The organism is Pengzhenrongella sp., from assembly GCF_036565025.1.
In the GTDB taxonomy this organism is placed as follows: domain Bacteria; phylum Actinomycetota; class Actinomycetes; order Actinomycetales; family Cellulomonadaceae; genus Pengzhenrongella.
The window spans coordinates 1-14,068 of sequence record NZ_DATCNW010000223.1 but is presented as its reverse complement, the minus strand read 5'-3'; the positions used below and the strand labels follow the sequence as shown (position 1 = coordinate 14,068).

General features: G+C 71.9%; 14 protein-coding genes. 6 read left to right on the top strand and 8 right to left on the bottom strand.

The features are described 5' to 3' along the window. From VIM26_RS12945 to pgl, 6 genes are all read left to right on the top strand, one after another. A partial coding sequence (locus tag VIM26_RS12945) for a transketolase-like TK C-terminal-containing protein (protein WP_331951797.1) occupies positions 1–485 on the top strand: 485 nt, incomplete at its 5' end. A gap of 40 nt (positions 486–525) precedes the next feature. Continuing rightward, complete coding sequence (gene tal / locus VIM26_RS12940) at positions 526–1,680, top strand: transaldolase (RefSeq protein ID WP_331951795.1); 1,155 nt, start codon at positions 526–528, stop codon at positions 1,678–1,680. Beyond that, positions 1,677–3,437, top strand: coding sequence for a glucose-6-phosphate isomerase (locus VIM26_RS12935; RefSeq protein WP_331951793.1), 1,761 nt, complete (start codon positions 1,677–1,679; stop codon positions 3,435–3,437). The genes tal and VIM26_RS12935 overlap by 4 nt, the downstream gene beginning before the upstream one ends. Then, positions 3,434–4,975, top strand: coding sequence for a glucose-6-phosphate dehydrogenase (gene zwf, locus VIM26_RS12930; RefSeq protein ID WP_331951791.1), 1,542 nt, complete (start codon positions 3,434–3,436; stop codon positions 4,973–4,975). The genes VIM26_RS12935 and zwf overlap by 4 nt, the downstream gene beginning before the upstream one ends. Positions 4,976–5,024: 49 nt before the next feature. Beyond that, entirely contained in the window at positions 5,025–5,939 is a 915-nt protein-coding gene (gene opcA / locus VIM26_RS12925) for a glucose-6-phosphate dehydrogenase assembly protein OpcA (RefSeq protein WP_331951789.1), read from the top strand. Next, positions 5,936–6,865 (top strand): 6-phosphogluconolactonase, encoded by a 930-nt coding sequence (gene pgl / locus VIM26_RS12920; RefSeq protein WP_331951787.1) that lies wholly within the window; start codon positions 5,936–5,938, stop codon positions 6,863–6,865. The genes opcA and pgl overlap by 4 nt, the downstream gene beginning before the upstream one ends. A 31-nt stretch (positions 6,866–6,896) precedes the next feature. Here the strand turns inward: pgl and VIM26_RS12915 are convergent, their stop codons facing one another. The 8 genes from VIM26_RS12915 to rapZ form a co-directional block, all read right to left on the bottom strand. After that, positions 6,897–7,247, bottom strand: coding sequence for an RNA polymerase-binding protein RbpA (locus tag VIM26_RS12915; protein WP_331951785.1), 351 nt, complete (start codon positions 7,245–7,247; stop codon positions 6,897–6,899). A 17-nt stretch (positions 7,248–7,264) separates the two neighbouring features. Next, positions 7,265–7,510 (bottom strand): preprotein translocase subunit SecG, encoded by a 246-nt coding sequence (secG, locus tag VIM26_RS12910; RefSeq protein ID WP_331951783.1) that lies wholly within the window; start codon positions 7,508–7,510, stop codon positions 7,265–7,267. Positions 7,511–7,649: 139 nt separating this feature from the next. Further along, entirely contained in the window at positions 7,650–8,447 is a 798-nt protein-coding gene (tpiA, locus tag VIM26_RS12905; RefSeq protein WP_331951781.1) for a triose-phosphate isomerase, read from the bottom strand. Positions 8,448–8,482: 35 nt separating this feature from the next. Further along, positions 8,483–9,682 (bottom strand): phosphoglycerate kinase, encoded by a 1,200-nt coding sequence (locus VIM26_RS12900; RefSeq protein ID WP_331951779.1) that lies wholly within the window; start codon positions 9,680–9,682, stop codon positions 8,483–8,485. Between the two features lie 125 nt (positions 9,683–9,807). After that, positions 9,808–10,815, bottom strand: coding sequence for a type I glyceraldehyde-3-phosphate dehydrogenase (gene gap / locus VIM26_RS12895; RefSeq protein WP_331951777.1), 1,008 nt, complete (start codon positions 10,813–10,815; stop codon positions 9,808–9,810). A gap of 188 nt (positions 10,816–11,003) precedes the next feature. Further along, on the bottom strand, positions 11,004–11,984 hold the full coding sequence (whiA, locus tag VIM26_RS12890; RefSeq protein WP_331951775.1) for a DNA-binding protein WhiA: 981 nt from the start codon (positions 11,982–11,984) through the stop codon (positions 11,004–11,006). A gap of 16 nt (positions 11,985–12,000) precedes the next feature. Next, positions 12,001–12,999 (bottom strand): uridine diphosphate-N-acetylglucosamine-binding protein YvcK, encoded by a 999-nt coding sequence (locus VIM26_RS12885; protein ID WP_331951773.1) that lies wholly within the window; start codon positions 12,997–12,999, stop codon positions 12,001–12,003. Between the two features lie 3 nt (positions 13,000–13,002). Continuing rightward, positions 13,003–13,947 carry an RNase adapter RapZ gene (gene rapZ / locus VIM26_RS12880; protein ID WP_331951771.1) on the bottom strand — a complete coding sequence of 315 codons (945 nt, stop codon included), beginning with the start codon at positions 13,945–13,947 and terminating at the stop codon, positions 13,003–13,005. Positions 13,948–14,068 lie beyond the last annotated feature (121 nt).

The window sequence follows — 14,068 nt, the reverse complement described above, 5'->3', positions numbered from 1 at the left end:
GCTACGCGTCCGCCGTCGGCGTCGACAAGGGCGCCTACGTCCTGCTCGAGTCCTCGACGCCCACGCCGGACGTCATCCTCATGGGCACCGGCTCGGAGGTCCAGCTCGCGGTCGCCGCGCGCGAGACCCTCGAGGCCGCCGGGATCGGCACCCGCGTCGTGTCGATGCCCAGCCAGGAGTGGTTCGCCGAGCAGGACGACGCGTACCGCGAGGCCGTTCTGCCGCGCGCCGTGAAGGCCCGGGTATCGGTCGAGGCCGGGATCGCGATGTCGTGGCACAAGCTCGTCGGCGACGCCGGCCGGTCGGTATCCCTCGAGCACTACGGCGCGTCCGCCGCGTTCGAGACCCTGTACGAGGAGTTCGGCATCACGGCGGAGGCCGTCGTGGCCGCCGCGCACGAGTCGCTCGCTGAGGTCCGCGGTGACTCGGCCCCGTCGAGCACCCCGCCGGCACCGACTGCGAGCGGTACCGGCGACCAGCTCTGAGCTCTGCGAGCTGACCAGCACCACTATCTACAGGAGAGTCATGACCGAGAACACAGCCACGGCGACACCGCTCGATGCACTCACTGAGGCTGGGGTCGCGGTCTGGCTCGACGACCTGTCGCGCGAGCGACTGGTCACCGGGAACCTCGACGACCTGACGCGCACGCGTCGGGTCGTCGGGGTGACCACCAACCCGACGATCTTCGCGGGCGCCCTCGCCGGGGGCGACGCCTACGACGCCCAGCTCGGTGAGCTCGCGGCGGCCGGCGTCGGCCTCGACGAGGCCGTCACGACGATCACCACCGACGACGTGCGCGCGGCGGCCGACGTCTTCAAGGACGTGCACCAGGCCACCGGCGGCGTCGACGGGCGCGTGTCGATCGAGGTGGACCCGCGCCTGGCGCGGGACACCGAGGGCACGATCAACCAGGCCCGCGAGCTGTGGGCGCTGGTGGACCGGCCGAACATCTTCATCAAGATCCCGGCCACCCGCGAGGGCCTGCCGGCCATCACGCAGACCCTCGCGGACGGGATCAGCGTCAACGTCACGCTGATCTTCTCCCTCGACCGCTACCGCGAGGTGCTCGACGCCTTCCTCACCGGGCTCGAGCTCGCGCACACCGCCGGGCACGCGCTGGCCCCGATCGGCTCGGTCGCGTCGTTCTTCGTCTCGCGGGTCGACGTCGCGATCGACGCGCAGCTGGACGCGATCGGCACCCCGCAGGCCGCCGCGCTGCGCGGCAAGGCCGCGATCGCGAACGCGCGGCTCGCGTACGGCGTGTACCAGGAGGCCGTCGCGGGCGAGCGCTGGGGGCGCCTCGCCGCGCTCGGCGCCCAGCCTCAGCGTCCGCTCTGGGCGTCGACCGGGGTCAAGGACAAGGCGTACCCGGACACCCGGTACGTCGACGAGCTGGTCGTGGCCGGCGTCGTGAACACGATGCCCGCGGCGACGCTCGAGGCCGTCGCGGACCACGGCGACCTGCGCGGGGACACCGTCACGGGCACCCAGGCGCAGTCCGCCCGGGTGGTCGCCGAGCTGGCGCTGCTCGGCGTCGACCTCGACAAGGTCACCGCCACGCTCGAGATCGAGGGCGTGCAGAAGTTCGAGAAGAGCTGGCACGACCTGTTGGCGACCGTCACGGCCGGCCTGCAGCGCGTCGGCGCGTCGAAGAGCACCGAAGAGTCCCTGCTGTGAGCACGGACGAGGGTCGCATCCTGGGCGACCCCGACGAGTCCACCACCGGCCAGGGCGGCTGGCTGCTGTCCTGGGCCGGCGACGGCGAGGAGGCGTTGCTCGAGGTCACCGCCGCGGGCGCCGCGGCCGAGGCCGTCGCCACCCACGCGCACGGGCTCGCGAACGACAAGGTCGCCTCGCGGATCGCCGCGAGGGACTCGACCCTGTGGGGGCGCGCGCCGCAGGCCGGCTCCGCGCCCCTGCTCGGCTGGACCGAGCTGCACGCCACGACCCGCGCGATCCTGCCCGAGCTCGAGGCGCTGCGCGCCGAGCTCACGGCCGAGGGCATCGACCGCGTCGTGCTGGCCGGGCGGGGCGGGTCCGCACTGGCACCCGAGGTCATCTCGCACACCGCGGGCGTCCCGCTCGTCGTGCTCGACTCGACCGACCCGGCGCAGGTGCGGTCCGCGCTCGCGGGCGACCTCGCCCGCACCGTGCTCGTCGTCTCGTGCAAGTCCGGCGGGACCCTCGAGACGGACTCCCAGCGGCGCGCCTTCGAAGCCGCGTTCGCCGCGGCGGGCCTCGACGCGGCGCGGCACATCGTCGTCGTGACCGACCCCGGCTCCGCTCTGGAGGCGGTGTCCCGGGCTGCCGGCTACCGCGCGGTGTTCCTCGCCGACCCGAACGTGAGCGGGAGCTACTCCGCACTGTCGGCGTACGGGATCGTGCCGTCCGCCCTCGCGGGCGCGGACGCGGCCGGCCTGCTCGACGAGGCCGCCGCGGTCGCGGACGTCCTCGCCGAAGATACGGAGTCCAACCCGGCGCTCGTGCTCGCCTCCGCGATCGCGGGCACGACGCCGCTGCGCGACAAGCTCGTGTTCGTCGACGAGGGCTCCGGCTCGCTCGGCCTCGGCGACTGGGCCGAGCAGCTCATCGCGGAGTCCACCGGACGCTCCGGCCGGGGCCTGCTCCCGATCGTGACGAACAGCCCCACGGGTGCACCCCCCGAGCTCGCCTCCCCCGCCGCCGACGTGCTCGGGGTGCGGCTCGTCGCGCTCGCCAACGAGATCGACGACGCGAGCGAGAGCGCGGCCGAGGCGGATGCAGCTGGGGGCGACGAGGTCACCGTCGCCGGCGCCCTGGGTGCGCAATTTCTGCTCTGGGAGTACGCGACGGCGGCCGCCGGGCGCCTGCTCGGGATCAACCCGTTCGACCAGCCGGAGGCCGCGACGGCGCCATCGACCGCGCGAGACCTGCTCACCGTGCTCGAGGCTCGCCCCGACGCCGAGCCCGGGGCCGACGCCGCCGCGTTCACCGACGCCGGCATCGAGGTGCGCGCCACCCCGGGCCTGCTGGACGGGGTCCGCGACCTCGAGGGCGCCATCGACGCGCTGCTGAGCGCCGTCGGACCGGCGGGCTACCTGGCTGTGATGGCCTTCCTCGACCGCGAGGCGAACGCCGACCTGGCCTCGGTGCGCGACGCGCTGGCCGCCCGGACCCGGCGTCCCGTCACGTTCAGCTGGGGCCCGCGGTTCGGGTCCGCGGCCGGCCGCCCGCACCAGGGCGGCGCCTACCTCCAGGTGACCGGCGCCCCCACGCACGACCCCCAGGTCCCGGGCCGGCCGTTCACGTTCGGCCACCTGATCTCGGCGCAGGCAGCCGGGGACGCGGCGGTCCTCGCGGACCGCGACCGTCCGCTCCTGCGTCTGCACCTCACCGAACCGGCCGCGCTCCCGCGCGTGACGGAACTGCTACGCGGAGAAAGGGTGTCAGCATGAGCCCGCACAAGGTCACCCGGGACGACAACCCCCTGCGGGATCCGCGCGACCGGCGGTTGCCGCGCATCGCGGGACCGTCCGGACTGGTCATCTTCGGGGTGACCGGCGACCTCGCCCGCAAGAAGCTGCTGCCCGCGGTGTACGACCTCACGAACCGCGGCCTACTCCCCCCGGGCTTCGGCCTCACCGGGTTCGCCCGGCGCGACTGGGAGACCCAGGACTTCGCCGAGATCGTGCACGACGCGGTCAAGAAGTACGCGCGAACCCCCTTCCGGGAGGCCACCTGGCGCCAGCTCGCCGAGGGCATCCGGTTCGTGCAGGGCGAGTTCGACGACGACGCCGCGTTCGAGCGGCTCGCGAAGACCGTCAACGAGCTCGACGTCGAGCGGGGCACCGGCGGGAACCACGCGTTCTACCTGTCCGTCCCGCCCAGCGCGTTCCCGCTGGTCTGCCGCCAGCTCGCCAAGTCGGGACTGTCCCAGCCGAAGGAGGGCTCCTGGCGCCGCGTCGTCATCGAGAAGCCGTTCGGCCACGACCTGGAGAGCGCGCGCGAGCTGAACGAGGTCGTCTCGGAGGTCTTCAACCCCGACGACGTGTTCCGCATCGACCACTACCTCGGCAAGGAGACGGTGCAGAACCTGCTGGTGCTGCGCTTCGCCAACCAGCTCTTCGAGCCGATCTGGAACGCGAACTACGTGGACCACGTGCAGATCACGATGGCCGAGGACATCGGCGTCGGCGGTCGGGCCGGGTACTACGACGGCATCGGCGCGGCCCGCGACGTCATCCAGAACCACCTCATGCAGCTGCTCGCGCTGACCGCGATGGAGGAGCCCGTCTCCTTCGAGGCCGCGGAGCTGCGCGCGGAGAAGATCAAGGTCCTCTCCGCCGTGCGCGTGCCCCGGGACATCGGCAAGCACTCCTCCCGCGGGCAGTACTCCGCGGGCTGGCAGGGCGGCGAGGAGGTCAAGGGCTACCTCGACGAGGACGGCATCCCCGCCGACTCGGCCACCGAGACGTACGCAGCGATCCGGGTCGACATCGACACCCGCCGTTGGGCCGGCGTGCCGTTCTACCTGCGGCACGGCAAGCGCCTCGGGCACCGCGTGACCGAGATCGCGGTCGTGTTCAAGCGCGCGCCGCACCTGCCGTTCGAGTCGACCGCGACCCAGGAGCTCGGCAGCAACGCGCTCGTCATCCGCGTGCAGCCCGACGAGGGCGTCACCCTGCGGTTCGGCGCGAAGGTTCCCGGCACCGCCATGGAGGTCCGCGACGTCACGATGGACTTCGGGTACGGGCACGCCTTCACGGAGTCCTCCCCGGAGGCCTACGAGCGCCTGATCCTGGACGTCCTGCTCGGCGACCCGCCGCTGTTCCCGCGGAACGAGGAGGTCGAGCTGTCCTGGAAGATCCTGGACCCGATCACCAAGTACTGGGCCGCGAAGGGCAAGCCCGAGGCGTACCGCTCGGGCACCTGGGGCCCGGAGTCCGCCGACAAGATGATGGCCCGCGACGGCCGGACCTGGCGGCTGCCGTGACGGCCTGCGTTACTTCCCCTTCCCGCATCCGGACCAGGAGGCTCCCGCGGTGATCATCGAGATGCCCAGCACCACGACCAACGACGTCAACAAGCGACTGGTCAAGCTCCGCGACGAGGGCGGCGCCGTCGCGCTCGGCCGCGTCCTGACCCTGATCGTCGACGTCGGCACGGACGACGTCGAAGAGGCGATCGAGGCCGCGAACTCGGCGAGCCGGGAGCACCCGTGCCGCGTCATCGTCATCGCCCCGGACCTGACCCGCGAGACCAGCGAGCTCGACGCGCAGATCCGCGTCGGCGGCGACGCGGGCGCGAGCGAGGTGATCGTGCTGCACCCCTCGGGGGAGCTGCGCGAGCACGGCGACACGCTCGTCATCCCGCTGCTGCTGCCGGACGCCCCGATCGTCGCGTGGTGGCCGTACAGCCCGCCCGAGGTGCCCTCGGCGGACCCGATCGGCCGGATGGCCCAGCGACGCATCACCGACTCGACGAAGTGCGGTGACTCCGTCGCGACGCTCAAGCGGCTCGCCGGGGTGTACTCGCCGGGCGACACCGACCTCGCCTGGACGCGGATCACCCTGTGGCGGGGCCTGCTCGCGGCGGCGCTCGACCAGCCGCCGTACGAGAAGGTCACCCGCGTCGTCGTCGCCGGTGAGAGCACGCACCCGAGCGTCGACCTGATCGCCGCGTGGCTCGCGCAGGAGCTGCGGTGCCCCGTGGTGATCGAACGTCAGGCGGATGCGCCGGCGATCACCATGGTCCGCCTCGAGCGGCACTCCGGGCCGATCGTGCTGGACCGCCCCGACGGCAAGACGGCCGCGCTGCGCCAGCCGGACCAGCCCGAGCACCGCATCGCGCTGCCGATCCGCCAGCTGGCGGAATGCCTCGCCGAGGAGCTGCGCCGGCTCGACTCCGACGAGGTCTATGCCGACGTGCTGACCAAGGGCCTGGCGAGGCTCACGTGAGCGCCCGCGAGGTCGTGGTCCTGCCCGACGCCGAGGTGCTGGCCCAGTCGGTCGCGGCGCGCCTGCTGATCCGGCTGCTGGACGTGCAGTCCGTACGCCGGCCCGCGCACCTGGTCGTGACCGGGGGGACCGTCGGGATCGGCATCCTCGCCGCCGCGGCCACGAGCCCGCTGCGCGGGGTCGTCGACTGGAGCGGCGTGCACGTGTGGTGGGGGGACGAGCGGTTCCTGCCGACCGGTCACCCGGACCGCAACGAGACGCAGGCCCGCGGCGCGCTGATCGACGCGCTCGGCGACGAGCTGCCGGCCGAGAACGTGCACCCGATGCCGGCCGCGGACGCGCCCGGGATCGGTTCGCCGGAGGACTCCGCGGCGGCCTACGCGCTCGAGCTCGCCAAGTTCGCGGAGGCCGTCGACGCCGCGCCGACGTCGTCCGGCGCGCTCGCCGAGACCGCCCTGTACCCGGACACGGCGTCGCACGCCGCGTTCGGCGACCATGCCTCCATGGCGGCGTTCGGCGACCGGGCGGCCCGCGCCGCCTTCGACGAATCTGCCGCGGCCGCGACCGCCGCGGCCGGCCATGCGCCGGACGGGGTGCCGGCCTTCGACGTGTTGCTGCTCGGCATGGGACCGGACGGGCACATCGCGTCCCTGTTCCCGGGCCACCCGGAGCTCGAGGTGAGCGACACCTCGACCGTCGGCGTGCACGCCTCCCCCAAGCCGCCACCGGAACGGGTCTCCCTCACGCTCTCGGCGATCCACGCCGCGCGCGAGGTCTGGCTGGTAGCCGCAGGCCCGGAGAAGGCCGACGCCCTGGCGTCCGCCCTGGACGGCGCGCCGGTAGCGACCACGCCGGCCGCGGCCGCCGTCGGCCGCGACCGCACCCTCTGGCTGATAGACGCAGCCGCAGCCTCCCCCGGCCGCTAGAACCAGCCGGCGCGGGGTGGGGTGGGGTTTGTTACGCGGTGCCGCGACGGGCGCGGAGGGCGGCTAGGGCCTCGTCGAGGATCAGTTCGCCGTCCTCTTCGGTGCGGCGCTCTTTGACGTAGGCCAGGTGGGTCTTGTACGGCTCGTTCTTGACCGGGGTGGGCGGGTTGGCCTCGTCCTGACCGGCGGGATACCCGCACCGCGGGCAGTCCCAGGTCAGTGGTGCGGCCAGGCCGGCCTCCTCGGCGAAGCTCGGCCGGGTCTCGTGCCCGTTCGCGCACCAGTACGAGATCCAGATCCGCGGGGCGGCATCGCCCCGTTCGGCCTCTCCCATCGGGCCGGCTCCGACTCTGGAACCACGGATTGCACTGCCACTGGCCATGACTGCCCCCTAGGTTGTCAGTTGCTGACGCGCTGGATCAGACCCAGCAGCACAATGACTACTGCCCAGAGTACGGCGATCATGATCGTTAGGCGGTTCAAGTTGCGCTCGGCAACTCCGGAACTTCCGATGCTGCTCGAGACGCCGCCGCCGAACATGTCGGACAGGCCGCCGCCCTTGCCCTTGTGGAGCAGCACGAGCGGGATGAGCAGGCCACTGGTGATGACCAGCAGCACCTGAAGAGAGATACGCAGGGCGTCCACGGGTGGGTCGCTTCCTCACAGTTCGGCGGACGGCGCCGGGCAGGCGCCGCGACAAGGGTAGGCGACGAGCGCCCGATCCGGCGACGTTCCCCGCGCGGGGAACGTCGCCGGTTACCGCAGACTTCAGCAATTCACCGGTTCAGAGCGCGACGGCGTGCGCCTGGTAGCGCACGATCTTCGCGAACTCGTCGGCGTCGAGGCTCGCGCCACCGATGAGGGCACCGTCGACGTCGGGCTTCGCCATGATCGACGCCACGTTGCCCGACTTGACCGAACCGCCGTACAGCACGCGGACGGCCGCCGCGACGGCGTCGTCGTACAGCTCGGCGAGCTTGGTACGGATCGCCTCGCAGACCTCCTGCGCGTCCTCGGGCGTCGCGACCTCGCCCGTACCGATGGCCCACACCGGCTCGTACGCGATGACGACCTTGGCGGCCTCCTCCGCGGTCAGACCGGCAACCGAGCCCTCGAGCTGGGCGAGCGTGTACGGCACCTGCTGGCCGGCCTTGCGGACGTCAAGACCCTCACCGACGCACACGATCGGCACGACGCCCTGGCTGAAGGCCGACTTCGCCTTCGCGGCCACGAGAGCGTCGTCCTCGGCGTGGTACTGGCGACGCTCGGAGTGCCCGACGACGACGTAGGTCGCGCCGAGCTTCGCCAGGAACGCCGGCGAGATCTCGCCGGTGTAGGCGCCCGAGAGGTTCGCCGAGACGTCCTGCGCGCCGTAGACGATCTCGATCTTGTCGGCGTCGACCAGCGTCTGCACGGTGCGCAGGTCGGTGAACGGCGGCAGCACCGCGACCTCGACCGTGGAGTAGTCGTGCTTGGCGTCCTTGAGCGTCCAGGCGAGCTTCTGCACGAAGTGCAGCGCCTGCAGGTGGTCGAGGTTCATCTTCCAGTTCCCCGCCATCAGCGGGGTGCGAGTGTTTGCCACGAGGGGCTCCTTGCGTTGGTACGGAAAGGGTTTGTTCAGGCGTCCAGCACGGCGATGCCCGGGAGGGTCTTGCCCTCGAGGAACTCCAGGCTCGCACCGCCACCGGTGGAGATGTGGCCGAACTTGGTCTCGTCGAAGCCGAGCAGGCGCACGGCCGCGGCCGAGTCGCCGCCGCCGACGATCGAGAAGGCGCCGTTCGCGCCCGCGTCGACGAGCGCCTGCGCCAGAGCGCGGGTCCCGGCGGCGAACGCGTCGAACTCGAACACGCCCATCGGGCCGTTCCAGACGATCGTCTTCGCGTCGAGCAGCTTGCTCGCGAACAGCTTGGCCGATTCCGGACCGATGTCCAGGCCCATCCGGTCGTCCGGGATGGCGATGGACGCCACGACGTCGTGCGGGGCGTCTGGCGCGAAGGTGTCCGCGACGACCGTGTCGGTCGGCAGCACGATCTCGACGCCGTTCTCCTTCGCGAGGGCGAGGTAGCCCTTGACCGCGTCGATCTGGTCCGACTCGAGCAGGGACTTGCCGACCGGGTAGCCCTGGGCGGCGAGGAACGTGTAGGCCATGCCGCCACCGATGAGCAGGCGGTCGGCCTTGCCGAGCAGGTTCTCGATGACGCCGAGCTTGTCGGAGACCTTCGAGCCGCCGAGCGCGACGACGTACGGCCGCGCCGGGTTCTCGGTCGCCTTGCGCAGCGCCTCGACCTCCTTGAGCACGAGCCCGCCGACGGCGGACGGCAGCTTCAGGGCGATGTCGTAGACCGACGCCTGCTTGCGGTGCACGACGCCGAAGCCGTCCGAGACGTAGAAGTCCGCGAGCTTGGCGAGGTCGTCCGCGAGGGTCGCCCGCACGGCGTCGTCCTTGGACGTCTCGCGCGGGTCGAAGCGGATGTTCTCGAGGAGGGCGACCTCGCCGTTCCCGAGGGCGGCGACGGTCGCCGTCGCGGACTCCCCGATGGTGTCCTGCGCGAGGCGGACGGGGACGCCGAGCAGCTCGGCGAGGCGGACCGCGACGGGCGCGAGGGAATACTTGGCCTCGGGGGCGCCCTTGGGGCGGCCGAGGTGTGCGGCGACGACGACCTTCGCGCCCGCGTCGATCAGCTTGCGGAGCGTCGGGACGGCGGCCTGCACGCGGCCGTCATCGGTGATCGTCGTGCCGTCGAGGGGGACGTTGAGGTCGGATCGCACCAGCACGCGCTTGCCGCGGAGGTCGCCGAGGTCGTCGATCGTCTTCATGTTGCACTCCGGAAGGTGGGGGGTCGTGGGGGGTCGTCACGCGACAGCGTCCGCGTGCTCCGGCGACCTGAGAAGGTCGCGCGGCGCACGCGGACGCAAGTCAGCTGCTCAGAATGTCAGCAGCGTCAGAGCCGCTCGCCCACGTACGAGGTGAGCTTGACGAGGGAGTTGGAGTAACCCCACTCGTTGTCGTACCAGGAGACGACCTTGACCAGCGTGCCGCTCACCTTGGTGAGGCCGGCGTCGAAGATCGAGGAGGCCGGGTTCGTCACGATGTCCGAGGACACGATCGGGTCCTCGGTGTACTCCAGGATCCCCGCGAGCTCAGCGGTCTCGGAGGCCGCCTTGATCGCCGCGTTGATCTCCTCGACGGTGGTCTCGCGAGAGGCCGTGAAGGTGAGGTCCGTGGCGGAGCCGGTCGGGACCGGGACGCGCAGCGCGAAGCCGTCCAGCTTGCCCTTGAGCTGCGGGAGAACGAGCGAGACCGCCTTGGCGGCACCGGTCGACGTCGGCACGATGTTGATCGCGGCGGCGCGGGCGCGGCGCAGGTCCTTGTGGGGACCGTCCTGCAGGTTCTGGTCACCCGTGTAGGCGTGGATCGTGGTCATGAGGCCGCTGACGATGCCCACGGCATTGTCGAGGACCATGGCCATCGGGGCGAGGCAGTTCGTGGTGCAGGACGCGTTCGAGATGATGTGCTGCGTCGCTGCGTCGTAGTCGGTGTGGTTGACACCGACGACGAACGTGCCGTCCTCGTTCTTGGCCGGAGCCGAGATGATGACCTTCTTGGCGCCGGCGGTGATGTGCGCCTTCGCCTTGGTCGCGTCCGTGAAGAACCCGGTCGACTCGATGACGATGTCGGCGCCGAGCTCGGCCCACGGGAGGTTGGCCGGCTCGCGCTCGGCGAGCACGCGGAAGGCCTTGCCGTCCACCGTGATCGACTTGTCGTCGTACGTGACCTCGGCGGGCAGCCGGCCGAGGATCGAGTCGTACTTGAGCAGCGTCGCCAGGGTCTTGTTGTCCGTGAGGTCGTTCACGCCGACGATCTCGATGTCGGCACCGGACGCCAGGATGGCCCGGTAGAAGTTACGTCCGATGCGGCCGAAGCCGTTGATACCAACGCGGATGGTCACATTGCCTCCTCAGCGCCGGCACACGCCGGCGCACATATTGCCAATGACAGATGAGTCCGCACACTAAGTGCGTGTCCGGGGCCCGCGCAAGATCGCGCTTTCTTGACCTGCTCAAGGCCACCGGATGGTTTGAGTTTATACCCCCTGGGCGGGTTCGCGCGGGGACCAACGTCTCTCGCGGGAGCGGGTCAGAGGTCCAGCAGATCGGGGCTGAGCCCGGACTCCGTGTCGGGGATCCCGAGGTCGGCCGCGCGCTTGTCGGCGGTGGCCAGCAGGCGACGGATCCGACCTGCGACGGCGTCCTTCGTGAGCACCGGATCGGCAAGCTTGCCGAGCTCCTCGAGCGACGCGTGCTTGTGCGCGAGGCGCAGCTCGCCGGCCTCGCGCAGGTGGTCGGGGAGCTCCGCGCCGAGGATCTCGAACGCCCGCTCGATGCGGGCGCCCGCGGCCACGGCGGCCCGGGCCGAGCGGCGCAGGTTGGCGTCGTCGAAGTTCGCCAGGCGGTTCGCGGTGCCGCGCACCTCGCGGCGCATGCGTCGTTCCTCCCAGACCATCATCGCGTCGTGCGCGCCGAGCCGGACCAGCATCGCGCTGATCGCGTCGCCGTCGCGGATCACGACCCGGTCGACGCCGCGCACCTCGCGCGCCTTGGCCGCGATGCCGAGCCGCCGCGCGGCACCGACCAGCGCGAGGCCCGCCTCGGGGCCGGGGCAGGTGATCTCCAGGGAGGCGGAGCGACCGGGCTCGGTGAGCGAGCCGTGCGCGAGGAAGGCGCCGCGCCAGGCGGCCTCGGCCTCCCCGATCCCGCCGGAGACGACCTGCGGGGGCAGCCCGCGCACCGGCCGGCCGCGGTTGTCGAGCAGGCCCGTCTGGCGGGCGAGCGACTCGCCGTCCTTCACGACGCGCACGACGTACCGGCTGCCGCGACGGATCCCGCCGGCCGAGACGACGATGACGTCGCTGGTGTGCCCGTAGACCTCCGAGATGGCCTGCCGCAACCGGCGCGCGGCGATCCCGGTGTCGAGCTCGGCCTCGATCACGATCCGGCCGGAGATGATGTGCAGCCCGCCCGCGAATCTCAACGTCGCGGACACCTCGGCCTTGCGACAGGACGTCCTGTCGACATGGAGCCGAGCGAGCTCATCCTTCACCTGTGCCGTCAGCGCCATGGCGTCATCCTGCCATCTACATCGTTCTTAACCCGACGTCCCCGAGGAAGTCATCGAACACGTCCCGGTAGGCCGCCGCAAGGCGTAGCGGGTCGTGCCGAGGGGTCCCGTCGCCGGTCCGGACCTGCCGCAGGAGGAGGCGCGCACCGAGGTCGGCGGCGATCGACACGAGCGGCCCGACGTCCTCGACGGCCGCGGGATCGGCGATCACCGCATCGATGCGCAGGTTCGGGGCGTGCTCGTGCAGCACCTCGAGGTGCTCGGTCGCGGTCATGCCGTCCGTCTCGCCGTGCTCCTCGGCGGACAGGTTGAGCGTGATGCAGCGCCGCGCCTTGGTCCGGTGTAGCGCGGCGGCGAGCTCGGGGACCAAAAGGTGCGGCAGCACGGACGTGTACCAGGACCCGGGTCCGAGGATGATCCAGTCCGCCCCGTCGATGGCCTCGATCGCCTCGGGGCATGCGGGCGGATCGGCTGGCACCAGCCGGATCTGCTCGATGTGGCCGGGGGTGACGGCCACCAGGCTCTGCCCGTGCACGACGTGCCTGGTCGCGGTCGCGACGCCGGCGGAGCGGGTGAAATCCACGACGTCGGCCTCGATCGCGAGCGGGACGGCCGCCATCGGCAGCACCCGGCCGCGGGCGCCGAGCAGCCGGCCGACCCAGTCCAGGCCGGCCACGGTGTCCCCGAGCTGTTCCCACAGCGCGACGATGAGCAGGTTGCCGACCGCGTGCTGGTCGAGGCTGCCGGCGGAAGTGAACCGGTGCTGGAGCAGGTCGCTCCAGGTGCGGCCCCACTCGGTGTCGTCGCACAGCGCGGTCAGCGCCATCCGCAGGTCGCCCGGGGGCAGCACGCCCAGCTCGGCGCGCAGCCGGCCGGACGAGCCGCCGTCGTCGGCGACGGTGACGATCGCGGTGAGGCGGTCCGACATCAGGCGCAGCGCGGAGAGGGTCGCGGCCAGACCGTGCCCCCCACCCAACGCGACGACGACGGGCCCGGCGAGCCGCGCAGCGCTCACGGACTACTCCTTGCCGAGGTCGCGGGCGGCGACGGTGACCTGCTGGCCGAGCGCGCGCAGCTCGCCCGCGATCGCGTTGCTGATCGCGACGGACCGGTGCTTTCCGCCGGTGCAGCCGACCGCGATCGTCACGTATCGCTTCTCTTCCTTCAGATAGCCCGCCAGGACGGGCTCGAGGGCGGCGACGTACCGCTCCACGAACAGGCGCGCCCCGGGCAGCCCGAGCACGTAGTCGCGCACCGGGGCGTCCTGGCCGGTCAGGTGCCGCAGCTCGGTGACCCAGTACGGGTTGGCCAGGAAGCGGACGTCCACGACGTGGTCGGCGTCGAGCGGGATCCCGTACTTGAACCCGAACGAGACGATGTTGATGCGCAGCGCGTCCTCGGTGGTGCCGGCGACGGCGGCGCGGACCTCACGGGCGAGGTCGTGCACGTTGAGGTCGGAGGTGTCGATGAGCACGTCGGTGCGCTCGCGCAGGTCGGCGAGCAGCGCGCGCTCGGCCGCGATCCCGTCCAGGACGCGACCCTTGCCCTGCAGCGGGTGCGGGCGGCGGACCGCCTCGAAGCGCCGCACGAGCACCTCGTCGGACGCGTCGAGGAACAGGATCCGGTACTCGATGCCCGACGCGCGCAGGGTGGTGAGCACCTGGGCGAGGTCGGTGAAGAACTCCCGGCCGCGGGCGTCGACGACGGCGGCGAGGCGCTTGACGCCGACCCCCGGGGCACCGCGGTTCATCATCCCGACGAGGTGCACGAGCATCTCGGCGGGCAGGTTGTCCACGACGTACCAGTCGAGGTCCTCGAGCACGGCGGCGGCCCGGGTGCGCCCGGCCCCCGACATGCCGGTGATGATGAGCACCTGTGCGGCGCTCAGCTTCGGGGCGGGGGTCGCCGCCTCCAACGCGGGAATTCCGAAGGGGACGGTGATCGGATCAGGTTCGCCGGTCATGGCTCCAGCATGCCAGGTGCACCGAGCGCCTAGTGCCGCGCCGGCGGGTCGGGTGCCTGATGGCGCGCCACACCCCGCCCGGGTCGGTACGGCTAGCGGGGGGTCTGCGGGGTCGCGGGGG

Coding starts and splice junctions, on each gene's coding strand:
- whiA (WP_331951775.1), bottom strand. CDS start 11,984: ATGGCGCTGACGGCACAGGTGAAGGATGAGCTCGCTCGGCTCCATGTC.
- tal (WP_331951795.1), top strand. CDS start 526: ATGACCGAGAACACAGCCACGGCGACACCGCTCGATGCACTCACTGAG.
- VIM26_RS12900 (WP_331951779.1), bottom strand. CDS start 9,682: ATGAAGACGATCGACGACCTCGGCGACCTCCGCGGCAAGCGCGTGCTG.
- zwf (WP_331951791.1), top strand. CDS start 3,434: ATGAGCCCGCACAAGGTCACCCGGGACGACAACCCCCTGCGGGATCCG.
- VIM26_RS12915 (WP_331951785.1), bottom strand. CDS start 7,247: ATGGCCAGTGGCAGTGCAATCCGTGGTTCCAGAGTCGGAGCCGGCCCG.
- rapZ (WP_331951771.1), bottom strand. CDS start 13,947: ATGACCGGCGAACCTGATCCGATCACCGTCCCCTTCGGAATTCCCGCG.